The sequence below is a fragment of the Aquimarina algiphila genome, from assembly GCF_947494415.1.
In the GTDB taxonomy this organism is placed as follows: domain Bacteria; phylum Bacteroidota; class Bacteroidia; order Flavobacteriales; family Flavobacteriaceae; genus Aquimarina; species Aquimarina algiphila.
Map to the genome: position 1 here is coordinate 917,439 of NZ_CANLVC010000006.1, position 20,718 is coordinate 938,156.

Sequence of the window (20,718 nt, forward strand, 5' to 3'; positions counted from 1 at the left end):
AAGATGATAAATAATAAAATTATATATAGCATAGTGATGCTACTTATGGGAGTACAGATACAAGCCCAGGTAGTGTTATCCGATAAGAATTATGTACATACTACTGTTCCTCAAACGGCAGTAACCATTGCTGAAATGCACAATGTTAATTGCTCAAACATAAAGGATGTCGATAACACTATTGAGAGTGTTACTTACTATGATGGTTTAGGGAGGCCCATACAACAAAGAGCAATCAAAGCCTCTCCTGATGGTAATGACATCATAACTCATATAGAATATGATAATTACGGAAGGCAAGCCAAACAGTACCTTCCTTTTGAGGCTACAAATACAACCGGGAGTTATAAAATAATAGATATCAATACCGATATCAATGCGTATTATAAGAATACCTATCCAGATGATTTTTTAGGAATAGATATAAATCATATTGATTTTAATGCCTATTCAGAAAGTGTATTTGAGGCTTCTCCTTTAAATAGAGTGACAGAACAAGGAGCTCCGGGTAAAGCATGGAAGGCGGATTCTATAAGTGATATGGATCATACCATCAAATTTGATTGGGATACCAATGCAAGTAATGAAGTGGTATATTTTAAAGTAGGTTTTCCGGACAACTATAATACGCATATCCCTACCTTGGTAAAAGATGGACATTATGCTCCCAATCAACTATATGTGACCATTACTAAGGATGAAAACTGGACACCAACAGATGGGGATTTACATACCACAAAAGAGTATAAAGACAAACAAGGGCGTGTAGTATTAAAGAGAATTTATGCTTCGACACCTTCAGGAACATCAGAAGCACATGACACCTATTATGTCTATGATCTTTATGATAACCTCACCTATGTGATCCCACCAAAAGTAACTACAATAGATGGGGTGAGTACCACTGAACTTAAAGAACTATGTTATCAGTATACATACGATTACAAGAACCGTTTGATAGAAAAGAAGATTCCTGGTAAAGGATGGGAGTATATTGTGTATAATAAAAAGGATCAACCGATATTAACGCAAGATACAATACTAAAACAAAACAACAAATGGTTGTTTACCAAATATGATACTTTTGGGAGAGTGGCCTATACCGGAATAAGATTAAGTGGTGCTATACGATCAGTACTACAGGATACATGGGCTAATAAAGACACCTATGTGCAATATGAAACTAGTGCTACCACTCCTTTTACGTTTAGTAATACTCAGGTATATTATAGCAAAAGCAATGCATACCCTACTAGTTTTGATAAGATATATACGATCAACTACTATGATGATTATCGATTTTTGGTCAATGAAGATGCTATATTTGACAATCCTGGGACAGTATTAGGACAAACTATACGTAGTGATGTAAAAACATTGCCAACAGCAACCAAAACGCAGGTACTAGATACTAACCCGATCAAATGGATCACCACAGTAACGTATTATGATCAAAAATCAAGGCCAATTTATGTAGTAAGCAAAAATGAGTTTTTAAATACTGTAGATGTTACCGAGACTAAGTATGATTTTATTGGTAAAGTAGAAAAAACTAAAACCACACATACCAAAGGTAGTAATGCTCCTATAGTAACAGTAGACAAATTTACCTATGATCATATGGGCAGACTCCTTACGCAAACCCAACAAATCAATACCCAGGATACTGAGCAGATCGTTAGCAATACCTATGATGCGCTGGGGCAACTTACACAAAAGGATGTGGGTAGCACTTCGACTCCGCTCATTGCAGGCGATGGAACCCTGAGCGTAGTCGAAGGGTTACAAACCATAGATTATACTTATAACATCCGAGGCTGGCTAAAAACCATAAACGAAGGCACAACAGCTAATGGAGATTTGTTTGGCTTTAAGATCGATTATAATGAAGGTACAAATCCACTGTATAATGGTAATATCTCAAGAACTTCTTGGCAAACCGCTAATGACAATATAAACAGAAGCTATAATTATACGTATGATGCTCTTAACCGAATCATCACAGGAATTAGTAACGATGGAAATTATAATGTATCTAATATATCCTATGACAAAATGGGAAACATCCTATCCCTAAACCGAACAGGACATCTTAATGAAGCGGCTACTTCTTTTGGAGTAATGGACAATTTAGGATACACCTATGATACAGGAAACAAACTCCTAAAAGTTACAGACACTACAAACAAAAGCTTTGGGTTTAAAGATGGTACTAATACCAATGATGATTTTACTTATGATGACAATGGGAACATGATCATTGATCGCAACAAAGGTATCACAGGGATTACCTATAATCATCTCAACTTACCTAAAAAAGTTACTATAAATAATGCACAAGGAACAGGAAATATTAGCTATATTTACGACGCTACTGGGGTAAAATTAAAGAAAATAGCCCCAAGTGGAAGTTCTTTAATAGAAACAGAATATGCTGGAAATTACATCTATAAAAATGGCTCACTCCAGTATTTTAGCACACCCGAAGGATATGCAACGACCAATGGTAGTTCATATCGTTATGTCTACCAATTTAAAGACCATTCAGGAAATATCCGTTTAAGTTATACCAAAAGTGAAACTAATGGTGATTTAGAGATTATAGAAGAAAATAATTATTACCCTTTTGGATTAAAGCATAAAGGATATAATAGTTCGATATCTTCATTAGGAAACTCTACTGCACAATTATTAAGGTTTGGTGGAAAAGAAGAACAAAACGAGTTAGGTCTTGGCTGGATAGATATTACAGCTCGTAACTACGATCCTGCATTAGGGAGATGGATGAATATTGACCCTTTGGCAGATCAATTTACTGAATGGTCAACTTATAATTTTGTAAAAAATAGCCCAAACATGTATATCGATCCTACTGGATTAGCACCTGAAACTATTTACAAAAAAATTGGGACAAACGAAACAGTAGAAGTTAATGACGGAGTTGACAAAACAGTAGAAGTTAGTGAATCAGATTTTTACATGGCTGAATTGTTTGCAATTTTAATAAATCAAGTAGACAGTGAAGGGAATTATACTAAAGAATCTAAAGCCGTTACTGAAGAAGTTGCTGATGCCTATAATAGCTTTTTCGAAAGTAATAATAGTTTTGGAGAACTGAATACTTCTAATGCGATTTCATATCTTTTCGACCGTCCAAAATTAAAAGTATATCATACTTCTCTTGGTGCTGCACCTCCAATTTTTGAATGGGTAAGTACCGGAGGAAGTAGTAAAGGAATAGGGCTTGCTTTTAAAGCTTTTACTAAAGCTAATTATAGACATAATTTAAAAGTGCTGACCCAAGCTTTAGGAATAGGTGATGATGCGCACCATTTGTTTGTGCAGAAATATGAAACTTTTTTTAAATCAAAGAATATAAATATTCATCACCCTGAATATGTAAGATGGTGGAAATCCTCACCTCATAGAAAAGCTTCAAGTGCAATAAATAAAGAATGGGGTGATTGGATTGCTACTAAAGGTATAAATGCCACAAGAAAACAAGTTATTGAGAAAGGACACCAAATTGCTAATAAATATGGATTATAAAAAAGAAATAGAATTTTACAGAATGTATGCGGGAAATTCACCTTACGAAATTATTTTAAATTCAACATTTAAAGATGATTTCTTTATGGTAAGTGCTGGTGAATTTAACTATACAGACCCAATTGAAACAAGAATTACATTAGGAAAAAAAACATATGATATATTAACTTTTAATGATGGTGCCAATAGGGTTATTTCTGACAAGCTATTTGTATTATTGAAAAGGAATAAAATAACGGGATGGAAAACTTACCCTGTATCAATTAAAGGAGTAGATGAAAATTATCATGGGTTTCAGGTGACTGGAAGATGTGGAGAGTTAATTGAGCCTGAAAACAAAAATGAAGAAGACTCTTATAAAGGATTACATTTTGATCCTGATTCGTGGGATGGTTCTGATATTTTTTTTCCAAAAGGAACAGTATTAACATTCCTTTCCCCTAGGGTAAAAGAACTTTTGGAATCAAATAATATAACGAACATTGAAATCGATAACATAAAGGATTGTACAGGTTACTATTAATAGAAAAGCGTGTCCTCTTCAATTCACGCTAAATCTGTGACTAACAATAAGAGAATAGATAGTAAGAAATCCACAGCAATAATGTTGTGGATTTTTTTATACCCAAAACTTAAATAAACTAAAATATGAAACAAAATACTATTGCAGGGATACAGATCAGTTACTCATCTAATATTACTAAACATGAGAGAATAAAAATCAAGAACTCTAAAGGCGCTTATGACATATTAATTAAATCATGGGATAACAATACTATAGAGCTACAGGAAGAGTTTAAAATCTTACTCTTAAATAATGCAAATGAAGTATTAGGAATACAAAATCTGTCAAAGGGAGGCACTACAGGAACTTATGTAGATGTAAAATTGCTATTTGCAATTGCTCTAAAAACGTGTGCAAGCGGGGTTATTAGTAAATAGTCATCCTTCAGGCACCCTAAAGCCTAGTACTTCAGATATCAGGCTTACTAAGAAAATTAAAGAATCGCGTGAACTTCTGGATATTAATTTGCTGGATCATCTAATAATCACAAATGAAGAATTTTATAGCCTATCTGATCATTTCCAATTGATTTAATCCTTCTAAAGAAACCAACAACGAAATAGCATAAACAAGACTATTTGGTGATTTTCAAGAATAGAAATCTAATCTGAATATATCAGGCTGGGAAAACACTGAAACTAATGAGGTACTTACTAGTTATCAAATTCCATTTCATTTATCTGACTTTCTGGCCAATAATGTTAATGATTCAATAGATTGAAAAACAGTTTGTACTTTAAGTTCTATAATAATCATTAATCTGTAAAAAAAATGAAACTAAGAGTATCAGTAAAACAAATGTTGGTGGATTTACTTTCCATCCAACCACAAGTAATGAAATTATATAGGGATAATGAAAAGTATCAAACATTGATACAATTCCTATGTGCTAAAGATTATTATAATGATGAAGATTTACTTTACCCTACTTTAAAGGAAGTTGAGGTGGGTACAGGCATAGCTTCTCATAAGGTTAGAAAACAAATAAAAGAGATTTACAATAGTTTTTTCGATTTTGAAACTGAATATTCGTTTGATTTCTCTAGCATTGAAGTTTGGTTTAATGCCGAATATTATAAGCGATATGCATCCTTCAAATGTTTAAATCTTAATTACATACCCAGAGTAGGAGAAAACATTGACTTGCCGTTTTTAAGAGCCAAAGTGGGTACGAATTACTTCTATGTAAAAGAGATAAGACACTTTTTTGAAAACAATATACAAAGAGTTGAGATTTATCTTAAGCCTGGTAGTTATAATAGTTATTGGCAATATCGATTAGACAAAGCGTTAGAGCTTAAAGAAATTGGATATGGTGAAATATACAGTTTATATGAGTATCAGATAAAAGAGAGGCTTGGGTTGAGAAATTAATATAGCTATTAAAATTAAAAGTAATCATTTGTGGATTTCCGTAATTGTTTACTTAATTATTATTATAAATTTATCAAGGTGAGCAGAAATTAGCATTCAGTATAAAAAAATGATTAAAACGTCGTAATAATATTTATACCTTTGAATATACTCGATTTAGTTCATCTCAACAAATAATCAAATATTTTGAGTTTCAACTCGGACAAATTATTCAACTAGAATGACATTCAACAATATTCTTGAAAAGTATCGTAAATACGCATTTTCAGAACGGGATAAAGGTGATAAGTTTGAAAGACTTATGGCGGCTTACCTACAAACAGATCCAAAATATGCTAATCTATTCAAAAAAGTATGGTTATGGAATGAATTTCCTAGTCGGAAAGATTTAGGAGGGAATGATACGGGAATTGATATTGTTGCTCTAACTAATGAGGGTGATTATTGGGCAATACAATGTAAATGCTATGCTGAGAATACAACAATTGATAAAAAATCGGTAGATAGCTTTTTGTCCGCATCTAGTACTCAATTTAAAGGAGAGGATTTAAAAACAACAAGGTTCGCTCATCGATTATGGATAGATACAACAGGAAAACGTTGGAGTTCGAATGCGGAGAATGTGATCCTGACTCAAAATATTCCAGTAACACGATTAGGATTATTTGCTTTAGAAGAAGCACCAGTACAATGGGATAAAATAGATCAAGGTATTTCTGGTGAATCAGCTAGAACGGTTAAATACGATACAAGACCTCATCAGCAAATCGCATTAGAGAATACCCATAACCACTTTAAAGAATATAATAGGGGTAAATTGATTATGGCCTGTGGTACGGGTAAAACTTTTACTGCTCTACGCATAGCGGAACATGAAACAAATGGTAAAGGTTTAGTTCTATTTTTAGTGCCTTCAATAGCATTAATAGGTCAAACTTTAAATGAATGGACCGCACAATCTATCAACCCAATTAATGCCATTTGTATCTGTTCTCAACCTGACATTACCAAAAGAAAAAAGAAAGGTCAAGATGCCGATTTTTACAGTACATTAGATCTAGCATTACCGGCATCTACAGATATTGATAATATTATTAGGCAATTTGCCTATTACCAGCAACATGGTGATGATGGAATGACTGTTGTTTTCTCTACTTATCAATCCATAGAAGTTATTTCTAGAGCTCAAAATGGGTTACAAAATAATATTGGTGATGAATCCATTTTTGATTTAATCATTTGTGATGAAGCCCACAGAACCACAGGAGTAACACTAAGTAATGAAGATGAGTCGGCTTTTGTAAAAGTGCATGACAACGACTTCATAAGTGGTAAGAAGCGTTTATATATGACTGCTACACCACGCCTATATGATCCAAAAGCTAAGGATAAGGCCGCTCAAGAGGATATATATTTATGTTCTATGGATGACGAAGCTATTTATGGCGAAGAAATATATCGAATTGGTTTCGGTGAAGCCGTTGAAAAGAATTTATTGACTGATTACAAAGTACTTATTCTAACCTTAAGTGATAAAGATGTTCCACCTTCAGTGCAGAAAATGATTTCTGATGAAGAACAGGAGATTAATAGTGATGATGCCTCAAAGCTTATTGGATGTATTAATGCATTGGCAAAACAAATGCTAGGAGACGATGGTTCATTACGAAAGGTTGATCCAAATCCAATGAAACGTGCAGTCGCATTTTGCTCTAGGATAAATCCAACCGCGTATTCAGATGCAACCGCTTCTACAACTATTGCCAATTATTTTAATACAGTTTCTAACGAATATATTGAGTCATTACCGGAAGAAGAGCAAAAAGTGCGTATAAGTACCGAAGCCAAACATATAGATGGAACTATGTCCGCCACAGAACGGGAAGAATTATTGTCTTGATTAAAGGATGAAAGTGATGATACAAGAATCCTTACCAACGTACGTTGTCTTAGTGAAGGTGTCGATGTGCCGTCGCTGGATGCTGTAATGTTCCTGTCCGCTCGTAATTCGGAGGTTGATGTGGTACAATCCGTGGGTCGTGTGATGCGACGTGCGGAAGGCAAAAAATATGGATATATTATTATACCTGTACTAGTGCCATCAGATGTCGAAGCTGATAAAGCTTTGGATGATAATAAGCGTTACGCTGTGGTTTGGACAGTTTTAAACGCCCTACGGGCACATGATGACCGATTTAATGCTATTATTAATAAAATTGATCTTAATAAAAAGCGTCCTGATCAAATCCTAATTGGTCGTCCCGACTATTCTTTTGATGAAAATGGTAATTGGATCAATGAAAATGAAGGAGGTTATAAAACAGATAGACTAAATCAATAATTTACATTACAATTTGAAGCCTTACAAAACGTACTGTACGCGCGTTTGGTTAAAAAGGTAGGAGACAGACGTTATTGGGAGCAATGGGCTCAAAATGTTGGTGAAATTGCCACACGTTTGGTTGAACGCATTACCTATTTAATTGAAGAAAAAACAGAGCATAGAAAGGCTTTTGAAAAGTTTTTAAAGGGTTTGCAATCCAATATCAATTCCAGTATATCGGATAAGGAAGCGGTTGAGATGTTGGCTCAACACATGATAACTAAACCAGTTTTTGAAGCCTTGTTTGAAGGTTATTCATTTGTAAGCAATAATGCAGTATCCATGGCTATGGAACATATGATGGCATTGTTGGAAGAAGGTGCGCTTGAAAAGGATACCAAAGTTCTGAACAAATTCTATGAATCAGTGCGAATGCGAGCAGCAGGTATCGATAATGCTGAAGGTAAGCAACGAATCATTATTGAATTGTATGATAAATTCTTTAAAACTGCTTTTCCTAAAATGGTGGAGCAATTGGGGATTGTCTATACACCAGTTGTGGTAGTTGACTTTATTCTACATTCTGTAAATGATGTCTTACAAAAGGAGTTCGGGCAAACGATTTCAGATGAAGATGTACATGTACTCGATCCATTTACCGGAACAGGAACCTTTATTACACGTTTAATACATTCAGGACTCATTAAAAAAGAAGATTTACCACGTAAGTACGAACGTGAATTGCATGCCAATGAAATTGTGTTGTTGGCTTATTATATTGCTGATGTGAATATTGAAAATGCCTATCACGATGTTATGGGTAATGAGGGTGATTATATACCTTTTGATGGTATTTGTTTAACCGACACTTTTCAATTAGGTGAAACTAAAGATTCTGTGATTTTTTCTGAAATGTTTCCCCAAAATTCTGAACGTTTGGAAATACAGAAAAAAGGCCCTATTAGGGTGATTGTTGGTAATCCACCTTATTCCATAGGACAAAAATCTGCGAATGACAATGCTCAAAATCAAAGTTACGAAAAATTAGATGCTCGAATAGCTGAAACGTATGCTAAAGAGTCGACAGCTGGATTGAGTAAATCCTTGTATGATGCTTACATCAAAGCTTTTCGCTGGAGTACAGATAGATTAGCGGATGATGAAGGTGGAATCATAACTTTTGTTTCTAATGGAGCATGGTTAGATGGAAATAGTACAGATGGATTTAGAACTACTATAGAAAAAGAATTTGACGCTATTTATGTCTTTAATTTACGAGGAAATCAACGTACTTCTGGGGAACTATCACGAAAAGAAGGCGGTAAAATTTTTGGTTCAGGTTCTCGTACACCAATTGCTATTACTTTATTGGTTAAAAAGCCTAAAACTAAAAAGGATAAAGCCATAATTTATTACCATGATATTGGTGATTATTTAAGCCAAAAGGAGAAATTGGACATCATAGCAAAATTTAAAACAGTTTCTAATCCTGAAATGGGATGGAAAGTTATAAAACCTAATGAACACGGTGATTGGATAAATCAGCGAAGTGATGTGTTTGAGACTTTAAATCCGATTGAGCCAAAAAAGAAATTTGACTTAAAAACACATTCTTTTTTCACAACCTATGCAGTTGGCTCTAATACGAATCGAGATACTTGGTCTTATAATTTTTCTCTTAAAAAGATTGAAGAAAATATGATTCGAATGATCGAATTTTATAATGAACAAAGAAAAGATTATAATGAGGCAATTAGATTTAAGGAAATTGATGTAAAGGATTTTTTGAGTAAGGATTCTTCAAAAATTAGTTGGACTAGATCATTAAGAAATAGCATTGTTAAAAACAATGAATATGCTTTTGATAAGGACCAAATAGTTGTAAGTTCATACAGACCTTTCACAAAATTGAATTTATATTTTGCCAGAGAGTTTGTTGAGGCTATTGGATTAAATCCTATGTTTTTCCCATCTAAAAAACACGAGAATATTGTTATCTGCTTTTCCCCAAGCCAAAATGATGGAATGGCTATACTCATTACAAATAAGGTTGCAAATCTTCATTTTAATGGTGATTCCCAGTGTTTCCCGTTATATTATTTTGAAGAACGTAAAAAACAAACCCCAGGATTGTTTGACCAAGAAGGAGAAAGTGAATATGTAAAACGTGATGGGATTAGTGATTTTATTTTAGAACGTGCCCAAAAACAATACGGTAAATCGGTTACTAAAGAAGATATCTTTTACTATGCCTATGGTATTTTACATAGTCCAGATTACCGAAAAACTTTTGCCAATAATCTTAAAAAAATGCTGCCACGGTTACCATTGATTGACAGCCCTAAAGATTTCTGGAAATTTAGTAAAGCAGGACGTGCATTAGCAGATTTACATATTAATTACGAGTCTGTTGAACCTTATGAAGGAGTTGAAGTTACTGGAGCAGAAAATAAGCATTATACAGTAAATAAAATGAAGTTTCCTAAAAAGGATGAAAAACATACCATTTTGTACAATGGTAATATAGCTATCAAAAATATTCCAGAAAAAGCTTACCAATATGTTGTAAATGGTAAGTCAGCCATTGAATGGATAATGGAGCGTTATCAGGTTAAAACTGATAAGAAATCTGGCATCACCAACGACCCCAACGATTGGAGTAAAGAACATAACAACCCAAGTTACATTTTAGATTTATTATTGAGTATTATTAGTGTTAGTGTGCAAACGGTGGATATAGTGGATGGGTTACCTAAATTAGAGTTTGATTAAATGAAGTTGCTTCCAGACAATATAGAGCAAGATAAGTATTTAGGCAAGGGAAATGAATACTTATACTTCAGTTTGGTAACGATCATAATAATTCTTGTTTCCATATTCTTAGCGTCTTTCTTCGAAGAAATTGATTTAGGGGATTTAGGCTCTATTTTGAGTGGAACATTGGGTCCTGTTATAGCACTTCTTGTAGCAATATTTACATTTTTAGCGTTCTACGTGCAGTATGATGCTAATAAAAAAATTCAATTACAATTTAAAGTTCAACAATTTGAAAGTCAGTTTTATAAGATGCTAGATCTCCACAAATCTAATATTGAAGAGATGAATGTTACTTTCTTTGATCATATTACAGAAGAAAGCTTCACTAAGGATTTAAACGGTAAAATTTCTTCTGCTTATTTATTGAAGTCAACAGAGTTTTTAAGAGAAATAGAAGGGAGAAAGCTTTTTCATGGTATGATTAAAGAATTGGAAACAGTAATTGATGTTGTCCTTGATGAAACTAATATTTATATAGGAAGGGATATAAGGAGTTATCCTAATATGTATTCTTATCTTTTAGGTTATTCTTATAAACTCTTTTGGTTTGGCTTGGACTCAGAACAAGCTCGAATGCGCGGAAATCTAGCACTTGAAGAAGTAATAATTTCAAAATTATTAAGAATTCAAAAGAAATTTTATGAAAGACATAAATTAGGAATTCAAGATCGACAAGACCCCGTTCAGTTTAGGTTTTACCCATTTGAAGGTCATGAATCTCGTCTGTCCCATTATTTTAGAAACTTATTTGCAATTGTCAGATTAGTTGTAGAAAATTACGATGGTGATTATAACAGTAAGAGCTATACCATAGCAAGAAAATATCTGAAAATTTTAAGAGCACAATTATCGAATTCAGAACAGCATCTTTTATATTATAATTATCGAATAGGGTTTGGTGTTGAATGGGATCAAAATGGTATAAGAAATAATAAGTTTTTCACTAAGTATAGAATGATACATAATCTTCCTGTGGATCGCATTAAAATCCCAGAGAGTCCTAGAGTTCATTTTGCAGATTATATAAAAAGTGATGAGGTAAGCGTGAACGATCCTCTTTTCGAATGGGGAGATAATTAAATATTTCTATTATATGGATCAATTTGTTTCATTTGAAAAACTTATTAATAATTTCCCTAGGATGTTGAGGATTTTAGAAAGATCTGAGTTGCTAAACTTTTCTCATGTTTTTACTAGAAAAAATAAACTTGGTGAAGTTAGGAATATTTTGATTGAGAAGAATGTATTTAATGAAAAGTATTTGAATGGAGACAATGATTTCAAGGGGCTTTATGTGATTTATGAATTTTGCAAACCTTTGTACGTTGGAATCAGCAGAAAATGTATTCAAAGACTTAGAGATCATGTAAATGCAGAGACTCATTTTAGTTCATCATTTGCATTCAAGTTGGCAAAGAATGAAGAGTTAAAAGTAAATCCTGAATTTATTAATAAAGAAACAGGAAAGAAATATTTGAGAAAAGAGTTCGAGACTACTGGAAAAGTAGCTAAAATGTGTAGAAGGATAAATGACAATATGCAGGTTCGTATTTATCCATTTAATTATATTTCTGATGAAAAAGAGGATGAGGTTCAAAATGCTCAAATGTATTTATTTGAGGTGTATTGTTCTTTGAAATTAAATACTCCGTATAACTCTTTCAGAACACACTAAAAAGGAAAGAATTGTCAACGATATTGTCAACTAAAAAATAAAAGCCTTGTAAATCAAATGATTACAAGGCTTTTTGCGGAGAATGAGGGATTCGAACCCCCGGAGGTGTGACCCTCAACAGTTTTCAAGACTGCCGCATTCGACCACTCTGCCAATTCTCCAGTGTTTAGTCTCATCAGGTATTCCCTGAATGCGGGTGCAAATATAATAACCTTTTTTAATTCTGTAAAGATTTTTTTCAAATAATTTAATGTAATTCGTTTTAAGAAAATATTCACTTATCTATATGGGTCTAAATGAGTATCTTGTACGATATTAAATTAAATGTTTGTATGAAAAACACATTATTATTAGTTGGCTCATTTATTATCTGTTGTTGTGGGAACTCTCAGAATTCTTCGACAGATTATCCAGAGGTGGATACAGATGCTATAAATATGGAGTTAGCCGCAGTTACTTATGCAGAAACTATTACTACTAATGAATTGAAAGAGTACTTGTATACTTTTGCGGGAGATGATTTTGAAGGTCGTGATACTGGTGAACCAGGTCAGAAAAAAGCGGCAGAATATTTAAAAAAGCAATATAAAAGAATGGGAATACCTTCTCCATTAGGAGGAGATGATTACTTTCAAGAAATACCAGAAAGCTTCTTTAGAGGAGGAATTAAATCATCAGAAAATGTTCTGGCATTTATAGAAGGAACTGAAAAACCAGATGAAATTGTGGTTATCTCTGCACATTATGACCATGTAGGAGTTGATGGAAATGGTGGAGTATTTAATGGAGCTGATGATGATGGTTCTGGTACAGTAAGTATATTAGAAATAGCACAAGGGTTTATGAAAGCAAAAAAAGATGGGTTAGGACCAAAAAGATCTATTTTGTTTTTACACGTTACAGGTGAGGAAAAAGGATTGTATGGATCAAAATATTATACAGAAAACCCAGTGTTTCCATTAGCAAATACGGTTACAGATCTTAATATTGATATGATAGGAAGGATCGATAAAAATCACGAAGAAAAAGATAAGAATAATTATGTGTATTTGATTGGTAGTGATAGATTAAGTACAGAATTGCATGATATCAGTGAAAAAATGAATTCAATTCATACAAAGTTGGATTTAGATTATACTTATAATGCAGAAAATGATCCTAATCGATTCTATTTTAGAAGTGATCATTATAATTTTGCTAAGCACAATATTCCTATTATTTTTTATTTTAATGGTGTTCATGAAGATTATCACAAACAAACTGATACAGCAGATAAGATTGAATATGATCTTATGGCTAAACGTGCAAAACTAGTTTTTTATACTGCTTGGGAAGTAGCAAATAGAAAAGATAGGATTGTGGTTGATGGAATAGGTAAAGAATAAGAGTAGTGTTTATATCATTTAAAAAGAAAAAAGCCCTTTTTTAAGGGCTTTTTTTATTAGGGGTGGAAGACGGGATTCGAACCCGCGACCCTTGGTACCACAAACCAATGCTCTAACCAACTGAGCTACAACCACCATTTAATTTCGGGTGCAAAAATAAGTCATTTTTACATTTCTACAAAACAAAAAATGATATTATATTAAATCAAAAATAGAATTGACTGCTACATAGCGTTCTACGGTATAACCTTCTGCATATTCTACACCAATAATTCTTCCTAAATCATTTGCTCTATAGCGAATACTGTCCATAAAATTTTTACTTGATATAGGAGTTGAGGGTTCATTGCTATTTGGATCATAAAATTGAGATTCATAAGCAATAACACTATCCATTTTCACATCTATATAATCACTTATATCAACTACAAAATCAGGTTCAATATTTTTCCATTGAATATAATGAAACACATGTTTTGGTCGCCAAGCTTCCTGAACTTCTTTATCATCAAAAGTTTCTATCCTTCTTAGGCCCGATAAAAAGCAAGCATCACTTGTTAATTTACTTCCTTTGCCATGGTCAATATGTCTATCAGTAATTGCATTACAGAGCACAATCTCTGGCTTATACTTTCTTATTTTTTGTATAATTGCTAATTGATGTTCTTCATCATTTGTAAAAAAACCATCTCTAAAATTTAGATTCTCTCGTACAGAAACTCCTAATATCTTAGCAGCATTTTTTGCTTCCTGATCTCTAATCTCTGGAGTACCTCTTGTTCCTAATTCACCTCTGGTAAGATCTAAGATTCCGACTTTTTTTCCTAGCGCAACTTCTTTGGCTATGGTTCCCGAACAACTTAGCTCTATATCATCTGGATGAGCTCCTATTGCTAGAATGTCTAATTTCATATTTTAATGCTCTAATTCTAGAATTTTTACCTTTTCTATGGCTTGTTGGATATCTTGTGTTAAATCTTCATCTTCTTCAATACCTACACTAAGTCTCAATAGTCCATCGCTTATTCCTTGTAAAGCTCTTTCTTCTTCTGTAAGTAAAGCGTGAGAAGTAAGAGTAGGGGAGAGTATAGTGCTTTCTACTCCTGCAAGACTCATAGAACTTTTAATTAGTCTTAATTCTTTTTGAAACTTACTAGCGTTAAGCCCTTCTTTTAATTCAAAAGATAGCATACCTCCATACCCTTTCATTTGCTTTTTGGCAATTTCATAATCAGGATGAGATTTTAGCCCTGGATAATACACTGCAGAAATATCTTGATGTTTTTCTAGCCATTTGGCAAGTTTTAAAGCATTTTTGTTTTGTTGTTTTACTCGAATTCCTAACGTTTTTATACTTCTCTCTAGCATCCATACTGTAAAATCGCTCAGACTACCTCCGAAATTTTTAGCAACCTGAAAAATCTGATCCATATTTTTTTCAGAAGAAATCACCGCTCCGGCAAGAATATCACTATGACCACCAAGGTATTTGGTGGCAGAATGTAAAACAATATCTATTCCCAATTCAATTGGGTTTTGATTGACTGGCGAAGCAAAAGTATTATCGATCATTGTGATAATGTTGTTTTCTTTTGCTAAATCAGCGACGGCTTTAATATCGGTAATCGTTAATAGAGGATTAGAAGGGGTTTCTATGTAAATTACTTTAGTATTAGGTTTTATTTTTTCTTTAAAACCTTCAGACGTTTGTGTGTCTACATAAGAAAATTCTATTCCGTGTTTTTCAAATTCTTCATTAACGAGATTTGCAGTTCCTCCATATAATGTTCGTTGTAAAACTATATGATCTCCTTTTTGTAAGAACGCAAATAATGTTGTGCTTATAGCTGCCATTCCACTGCCAAAAATTAAAGCAGATTCTCCTTTTTCAAGTTTAGCTATTTTTTTGGATAATGCTTCCTGATTTGGAGTATTAAAGTATCTTGGGTAGCGTTTTATATCTACATCTTCAAAAGCATATGAAGTAGACATATATATAGGTGAAACAGCACCTTTAAATTGTTCATCTTTAATTTCTCCAAGATGAGTACATATGGTATTAAAACCCATTTTTTGTGTATCCATAGTTAATGCGATAAGTCTTACAAGTTTTTGCATCTAAATTAAGATATTCAGAAGAATTCGAATAAGATTTAACAGATTAAATCTAAATAGGATATGATTTTTGATAAGGTCTACCTAAGACTAAAACATTTTTACTTTAGAAATGTTTCTCATTATCGATTGGAAGAATTGTTGTGTGTCGTACGGTTTAATAATTACATCATTCATACCTACAGATAAAGCCTGGCCTCTTACTTCTCCTTCTTCGACGGCAGTTAATGCAATAATTGGAATGTTTGGATTAAATGTACGTATTACTTTGGTTGCCTCAAGACCATTCATTTCTGGCATATTTATATCCATTAATACAAGGTCAAATTTTTCATTTTTTATCATTTCTATGGCATCCATACCATTGCTGGCAATATTACAGGTGTATCCTTTCTTTTTTAAGATATTTTGAGTTACAATTTGATTAATCTTATTATCATCAACAATAAGAACATTAAAATTGCTTGTTCCTATACTAAGGTTTTCTCCGGATTTTAAAGAAATTTCTTGTTCTTTAACTGCTTTTTCATAGAATAAATCAAAATAAAACTCAGAACCTTTTCCTTCTTTACTAGTAATGTGGATTTCACTATTATGAAGATGAATAAGTTTCTTTACAATAGCCAGTCCAAGTCCGGTTCCTTCATATTCTTGATTTTCATTTTTTACCTGGGCAAAGTTGTCAAAAATAGTTTGTTGTTTGTTTTTAGGGATTCCTATTCCGTCATCCCTTACAATGAAACGAAGAACATGACTATCCTTTTTAGAATCCAGACATTTTACACTAACCCAAATATTTCCATCTTTAGTAAATTTAAGAGCATTACCGATCAGATTTATTAATATTTGCGAAAGCCTTACAGAGTCACCTAATAATGTAGTGGTTATCTTTTTATCAATGTCAATATGTACTGTGTTGTTATTACTTTTTTGTTTGGTATGAAGAGAATTAACAATACCTTCTATTAAAGTTCTAACATCAAAAGAAACTTTTTCTAATTTTACCTCATTAGTTTCTATCTTACTTAGCTGTAAAACATCATTGATTAGTGCCAAAAGATAATCTCCAGAAAATTTTAATGATTCTAAGTATTCATTTTTTTTCTTTTTGTCTGGGTTCTCCATAAGTAAGGAGGTAAGTCCAATAACACCATATAACGGAGTTCTAAGCTCATGGCTAACTGTAGATATAAACTGAGATTTTAAGGTTGACACCTGTTCTGCAGTCTCTTTTGCACTAATTAGTTCCTTATTTTTGTCAATAAGGTCATTGTTAAGTCTTTTCTTCTGAATATTGTTTTTATATGAACTTATTAAGAAAGCAAGAGAAATAAGAATTAATATAATACCAAGAATGATACTGATTCTCCATTTAACAACCTCTGATTCGCTTTCCTTTTTTTGATCCTGCGCTATTTTTATATTTTCTTTAATAACATCAACTTCATATTTAATATTAGCACGTTGAAGTTCTATTAGTTTTTTATAATCTTTTGCTTGAAGGATATTTTGAAACTGTTTTTTCTGAAAATGATATGCTCTTTGATAATCATCTTGTTTGCGATAAAGTTCAGATTTAGCTTCATACGCAGAAGCAAGCTCTTCATAAAATGTAGAAATCATTTCATCATTGTTTTCCTTGTTTTTGGTTTCTCCAAGGGCATATGATATAGCTTGATCTGTATATTCTTCGGATTCCTCGAACCTACGTACACTTAAAAAGTATCTTCCTAAAAGTCCACTTAATTTGGTTTTAACAAGGTTTGAAGATTTTTCATGTACCAGTTTTCTTGCAGGAGCAAGGTATTCATAAGCGCTATCAAAGTCATTTCTAGAAATATAATACTCACCAAGGTTTAATAGTGGTCTTATCATTCTAGATGTATCATTTAGTTTTATAGCGAATTCATAAGATTTTTTATAATAATCTACTCCTTTTTTTCGAGTGAGATTATGTTTTGTATAAACACGTGCAAGATTATTATAAAGATCAGTTTCTAATACTTTACTTTTTGAACTTCTAGCATAAGTAAGTGCTCTTCTGTAATTGCTTCTTGCTTTATTATCATTTTCACTTATTTCATAATTTTTTGCAATAATATTATAGATATAGCCTAAACTTTTATCATCATTATTGTATTGTGCATTTTGAAGTGCAGCTTTAGCGATTTCAAAAGATTGCTCATACTTGTATTCTTCTTGCAATTTTTCTGCTTTTTCAATATAGCTTTGAATACTATCTGAAACTATAGAAGATTGAGATTGTACAACTTGAGTAAAACCTATTAAAAATAAGATGGTTATATGTTGAATAACGTTTTTCAACTATTAATAATTCTGGTTAATATACGTGGACGAAAATACGAAAATAGATTTAACATCGTGCAATTCACCGTAAAAAAAGTGCTATTTATCCGTATTTTTTGTAGGTAAATCAATGTTGTTGTAGGAATTATTGTTTTTTTATAAGAAAACTGTTAATGATTAGAAAAAACTATCTATATATAAAGAATTAAAATTGTGCAATAATTTTAGTTGTTTAAGTAGATGTATATTTGCGCTGTCAAAAGATTAATCAATTATAAATTTTTAAAAATTAAAATATGGCATTTGTAGGTAAAAAATTCCCAAATCTAGACGTTGACGCAATGAATGATATGGGGGATACTTTTAAACTTAATGTTTTAGAAGAGGCAAAAAACAAAGGTAAAAAAGTATTACTTTTTTGGTATCCTAAGGATTTTACATTTGTTTGTCCAACCGAGTTACATGCTTTTCAAGAAGCGTTAGGAGAATTTGAAAAAAGAAATACCATAGTTATTGGTGCTTCATGTGATACTCCGGAAGTACATTTTGCATGGTTAAATACATCTAAAGATAATGGAGGTATTGAAGGAGTTACATATCCAATTCTAGCAGATTCTAATCGTAACCTTTCTAGTACATTAGGAATTCTTGATATCACTAATGAAACGTATAATGAGGAGACTGGAGTAGTTACTGTAGAAGGTGATAATGTTACTTATAGAGCAACATACTTAATAGATGAAGAAGGTACTGTTTTTCATGAAGGAATAAATCATATGCCTGTTGGTAGAAATGTAGCAGAATTCTTGAGATTGATTGATGCATATTCACATGTACAGAAAAATGGTGAAGTATGTCCAGCAAACTGGGAAGAAGGAAAAGATGCAATGAATGCAGATAGAAAAGGAGTAGCTTCTTATTTAGCTTCTCATTAAATAGTATAACCATTGTTTTGGATTTCTCCAGAGAAATCACTCTGGAGAAATTCTTTACTAAATATTAATTTAATTGATATGATTCAAGAGTTAACAGAAGATAACCTTTCTCAACTAGTGAAGGATAGTAATACCGTAATTGTTCAATATTCTGCATCTTGGTGCGGTAACTGTAGAATAATGAAGCCAAAATTTAAAAAATTAGCTTCCGAAAATGAAAACACCACTTTTGTTATTGTAGACGCAGAAAAATATCCTGAATCAAGAAAAATGGCAACTGTCGACAATCTTCCTACATTTGCTACTTTCAAAGAAGGTTCTTTCAAGAATCAGGTTCAGACAAATAAATTTGATGTTCTTAAAGAATTAGTAGATGAAGTTACCAATAATTAAACATCTTACAAGTTTTATTGAAGAAAACGATGAGGATTTTGTAGTAGAAACTATCGAAACCTTAGAAGCTTTAACAGAAGTTCCTTCTCTTAAAGATGAAGAATTAGATGTTATAGGGGAACTTATTTCAAATATGTATGGAGCTTTAGAAGTTGATAAAATGATAAAAGAAGGAAGCTCTAAGAAAGATGCTCTCAATGATTTTATGAAAAGAGTTCTTGGGTCAATAGACAAATAGAAAATAAAAAAACCTTCTAAAATCAGAAGGTTTTTTTATTTTCTAAAAACTTTATGAATATTACCATTTAATCTTATTAATTTTAAACCACTAAAAATAACAATCATTTATTATGGCTTCAATAACATTAAAAGGAAATACGATACATACCAACGGTACATTGCCAGAAGTAGGACAGAAGGCACCAGATTTTGAATTGGTAAATACCGATTTGTCCACAATAAAATTATCAGATTATAAAGGATCTAGAGTTGTACTTAATATTTTTCCATCTATAGATACAGGAATTTGTGCTGCTTCAGTTAGAGAATTTAATAAAGAAGCTAGTCATTTGTCTAACACTAAAGTGTTATGTATTTCTAGAGATTTACCGTTTGCCCAAGCTCGTTTTTGTGGAGCAGAAGGCCTGGATAATGTAATTAATCATTCTGACTTTAAGAATGGTGATTTTGGGAAAAACTACGGTGTAGAGATTATTGATGGACCAATGCAGGGATTACATTCAAGAGCTGTTATTGTTTTAGATGAAGATGCAAATGTGTTGTATACAGAGCAAGTTCCGGAAATTGTACAGGAACCTGATTATTCTGCAGCACTTAAAACGTTGTCATAAGATCTAATGAATAAAATGTTAAAGTTTATTGTCGGCAGGCTTCGAGGTTGTGGTTATGCATTTAAAGGTGCTGTTTTATTGATAAAAACTGAGCCAAGTATACAAGTACAGGTTGGTATTGCCTTACTTATGATTACATTGGGTTTTTATTTTGATATCACTTCAATTGAATGGATTTTACAAATTTTTGCTATAGGTTTAGTAATGAGTATAGAAGGCCTGAATACTGCGATCGAAGCTATAGCAGATTTCATACATCCTGATTTTCATAATAAAATTGGTTTGATTAAGGATATAGCTGCAGGAGCTGTTTTTATAGCTGCGATTACAGCTGTAATTATAGGCCTGATTATTTATATACCTTATTTTTCACATTAATTATAAGAATATACCAGAGCTACCTGAATTTTTTCCAGGTAGCTCTGGTAT

At 32.5% G+C, this 20,718-nt stretch carries 17 protein-coding genes, 2 tRNA genes and 1 pseudogene; 15 read left to right on the top strand and 5 right to left on the bottom strand.

Annotated elements, in window-relative coordinates; genetic code table 11:
• Positions 1–3 precede the first annotated feature (3 nt).
• The 9 genes and pseudogenes from PQF96_RS13270 to PQF96_RS13310 all read left to right on the top strand — a co-directional run bounded on the left by PQF96_RS13270 (position 4) and on the right by PQF96_RS13310 (position 12,303).
• The gene (locus tag PQF96_RS13270; protein WP_271766760.1) at positions 4–3,549 is read left to right on the top strand and encodes a DUF6443 domain-containing protein; all 3,546 of its coding nucleotides are present in this window, start codon (positions 4–6) and stop codon (positions 3,547–3,549) included.
• A complete protein-coding gene (locus tag PQF96_RS13275) occupies positions 3,539–4,072 on the top strand; it encodes a hypothetical protein (protein WP_271766762.1) in 534 nt (177 codons plus the stop codon). Before PQF96_RS13270 ends, PQF96_RS13275 begins: the two co-directional genes overlap by 11 nt.
• A gap of 125 nt (positions 4,073–4,197) precedes the next feature.
• A pseudogene (locus tag PQF96_RS13280) lies at positions 4,198–4,648 on the top strand (JAB domain-containing protein).
• A 237-nt stretch (positions 4,649–4,885) separates the two neighbouring features.
• Entirely contained in the window at positions 4,886–5,488 is a 603-nt protein-coding gene (locus PQF96_RS13285; protein WP_271766764.1) for a hypothetical protein, read from the top strand.
• A 220-nt stretch (positions 5,489–5,708) separates the two neighbouring features.
• Positions 5,709–7,388: a restriction endonuclease gene (locus tag PQF96_RS13290; protein ID WP_271766766.1), complete on the top strand. Its 1,680-nt coding sequence runs from the start codon at positions 5,709–5,711 to the stop codon at positions 7,386–7,388.
• A gap of 27 nt (positions 7,389–7,415) precedes the next feature.
• Complete coding sequence (locus tag PQF96_RS13295; RefSeq protein ID WP_333968027.1) at positions 7,416–7,829, top strand: hypothetical protein; 414 nt, start codon at positions 7,416–7,418, stop codon at positions 7,827–7,829.
• 45 nt (positions 7,830–7,874) lie between these two features.
• Positions 7,875–10,583 (top strand): type ISP restriction/modification enzyme, encoded by a 2,709-nt coding sequence (locus PQF96_RS13300; protein WP_271766769.1) that lies wholly within the window; start codon positions 7,875–7,877, stop codon positions 10,581–10,583.
• Positions 10,584–11,708 (top strand): putative phage abortive infection protein, encoded by a 1,125-nt coding sequence (locus PQF96_RS13305; protein WP_271766771.1) that lies wholly within the window; start codon positions 10,584–10,586, stop codon positions 11,706–11,708.
• Positions 11,709–11,721: 13 nt separating this feature from the next.
• Entirely contained in the window at positions 11,722–12,303 is a 582-nt protein-coding gene (locus tag PQF96_RS13310) for a hypothetical protein (RefSeq protein ID WP_271766773.1), read from the top strand.
• A 76-nt stretch (positions 12,304–12,379) separates the two neighbouring features.
• Here the strand turns inward: PQF96_RS13310 and PQF96_RS13315 are convergent.
• Positions 12,380–12,464, bottom strand: a tRNA-Ser gene (locus tag PQF96_RS13315).
• A gap of 171 nt (positions 12,465–12,635) precedes the next feature.
• On the opposite strand from PQF96_RS13315, the gene PQF96_RS13320 reads away from it, so the two are divergent.
• Complete coding sequence (locus tag PQF96_RS13320; RefSeq protein ID WP_271766775.1) at positions 12,636–13,688, top strand: M28 family metallopeptidase; 1,053 nt, start codon at positions 12,636–12,638, stop codon at positions 13,686–13,688.
• A 60-nt stretch (positions 13,689–13,748) separates the two neighbouring features.
• Here the strand turns inward: PQF96_RS13320 and PQF96_RS13325 are convergent.
• From PQF96_RS13325 to PQF96_RS13340, 4 genes are all read right to left on the bottom strand, one after another.
• Positions 13,749–13,824: transfer RNA gene (locus tag PQF96_RS13325), tRNA-His, on the bottom strand.
• Between the two features lie 59 nt (positions 13,825–13,883).
• Positions 13,884–14,600, bottom strand: coding sequence for a bacillithiol biosynthesis deacetylase BshB1 (gene bshB1 / locus PQF96_RS13330; protein ID WP_271766777.1), 717 nt, complete (start codon positions 14,598–14,600; stop codon positions 13,884–13,886).
• Positions 14,601–14,603: 3 nt separating this feature from the next.
• Complete coding sequence (locus tag PQF96_RS13335) at positions 14,604–15,806, bottom strand: trans-sulfuration enzyme family protein (RefSeq protein ID WP_244299756.1); 1,203 nt, start codon at positions 15,804–15,806, stop codon at positions 14,604–14,606.
• Between the two features lie 87 nt (positions 15,807–15,893).
• Positions 15,894–18,128, bottom strand: coding sequence for a tetratricopeptide repeat-containing hybrid sensor histidine kinase/response regulator (locus PQF96_RS13340; protein WP_109438282.1), 2,235 nt, complete (start codon positions 18,126–18,128; stop codon positions 15,894–15,896).
• A 278-nt stretch (positions 18,129–18,406) separates the two neighbouring features.
• On the opposite strand from PQF96_RS13340, the gene PQF96_RS13345 reads away from it, so the two are divergent.
• From PQF96_RS13345 to PQF96_RS13365, 5 genes are all read left to right on the top strand, one after another.
• The gene (locus PQF96_RS13345; protein ID WP_109438283.1) at positions 18,407–19,045 is read left to right on the top strand and encodes a peroxiredoxin; all 639 of its coding nucleotides are present in this window, start codon (positions 18,407–18,409) and stop codon (positions 19,043–19,045) included.
• Positions 19,046–19,123: 78 nt separating this feature from the next.
• A complete protein-coding gene (locus PQF96_RS13350) occupies positions 19,124–19,438 on the top strand; it encodes a thioredoxin family protein (protein ID WP_109438284.1) in 315 nt (104 codons plus the stop codon).
• The gene (locus PQF96_RS13355; protein ID WP_109438285.1) at positions 19,419–19,676 is read left to right on the top strand and encodes a DUF6952 family protein; all 258 of its coding nucleotides are present in this window, start codon (positions 19,419–19,421) and stop codon (positions 19,674–19,676) included. Before PQF96_RS13350 ends, PQF96_RS13355 begins: the two co-directional genes overlap by 20 nt.
• Positions 19,677–19,788: 112 nt before the next feature.
• Entirely contained in the window at positions 19,789–20,289 is a 501-nt protein-coding gene (tpx, locus tag PQF96_RS13360; RefSeq protein ID WP_109438286.1) for a thiol peroxidase, read from the top strand.
• A 6-nt stretch (positions 20,290–20,295) separates the two neighbouring features.
• Entirely contained in the window at positions 20,296–20,667 is a 372-nt protein-coding gene (locus PQF96_RS13365; RefSeq protein WP_408629608.1) for a diacylglycerol kinase, read from the top strand.
• Positions 20,668–20,718 lie beyond the last annotated feature (51 nt).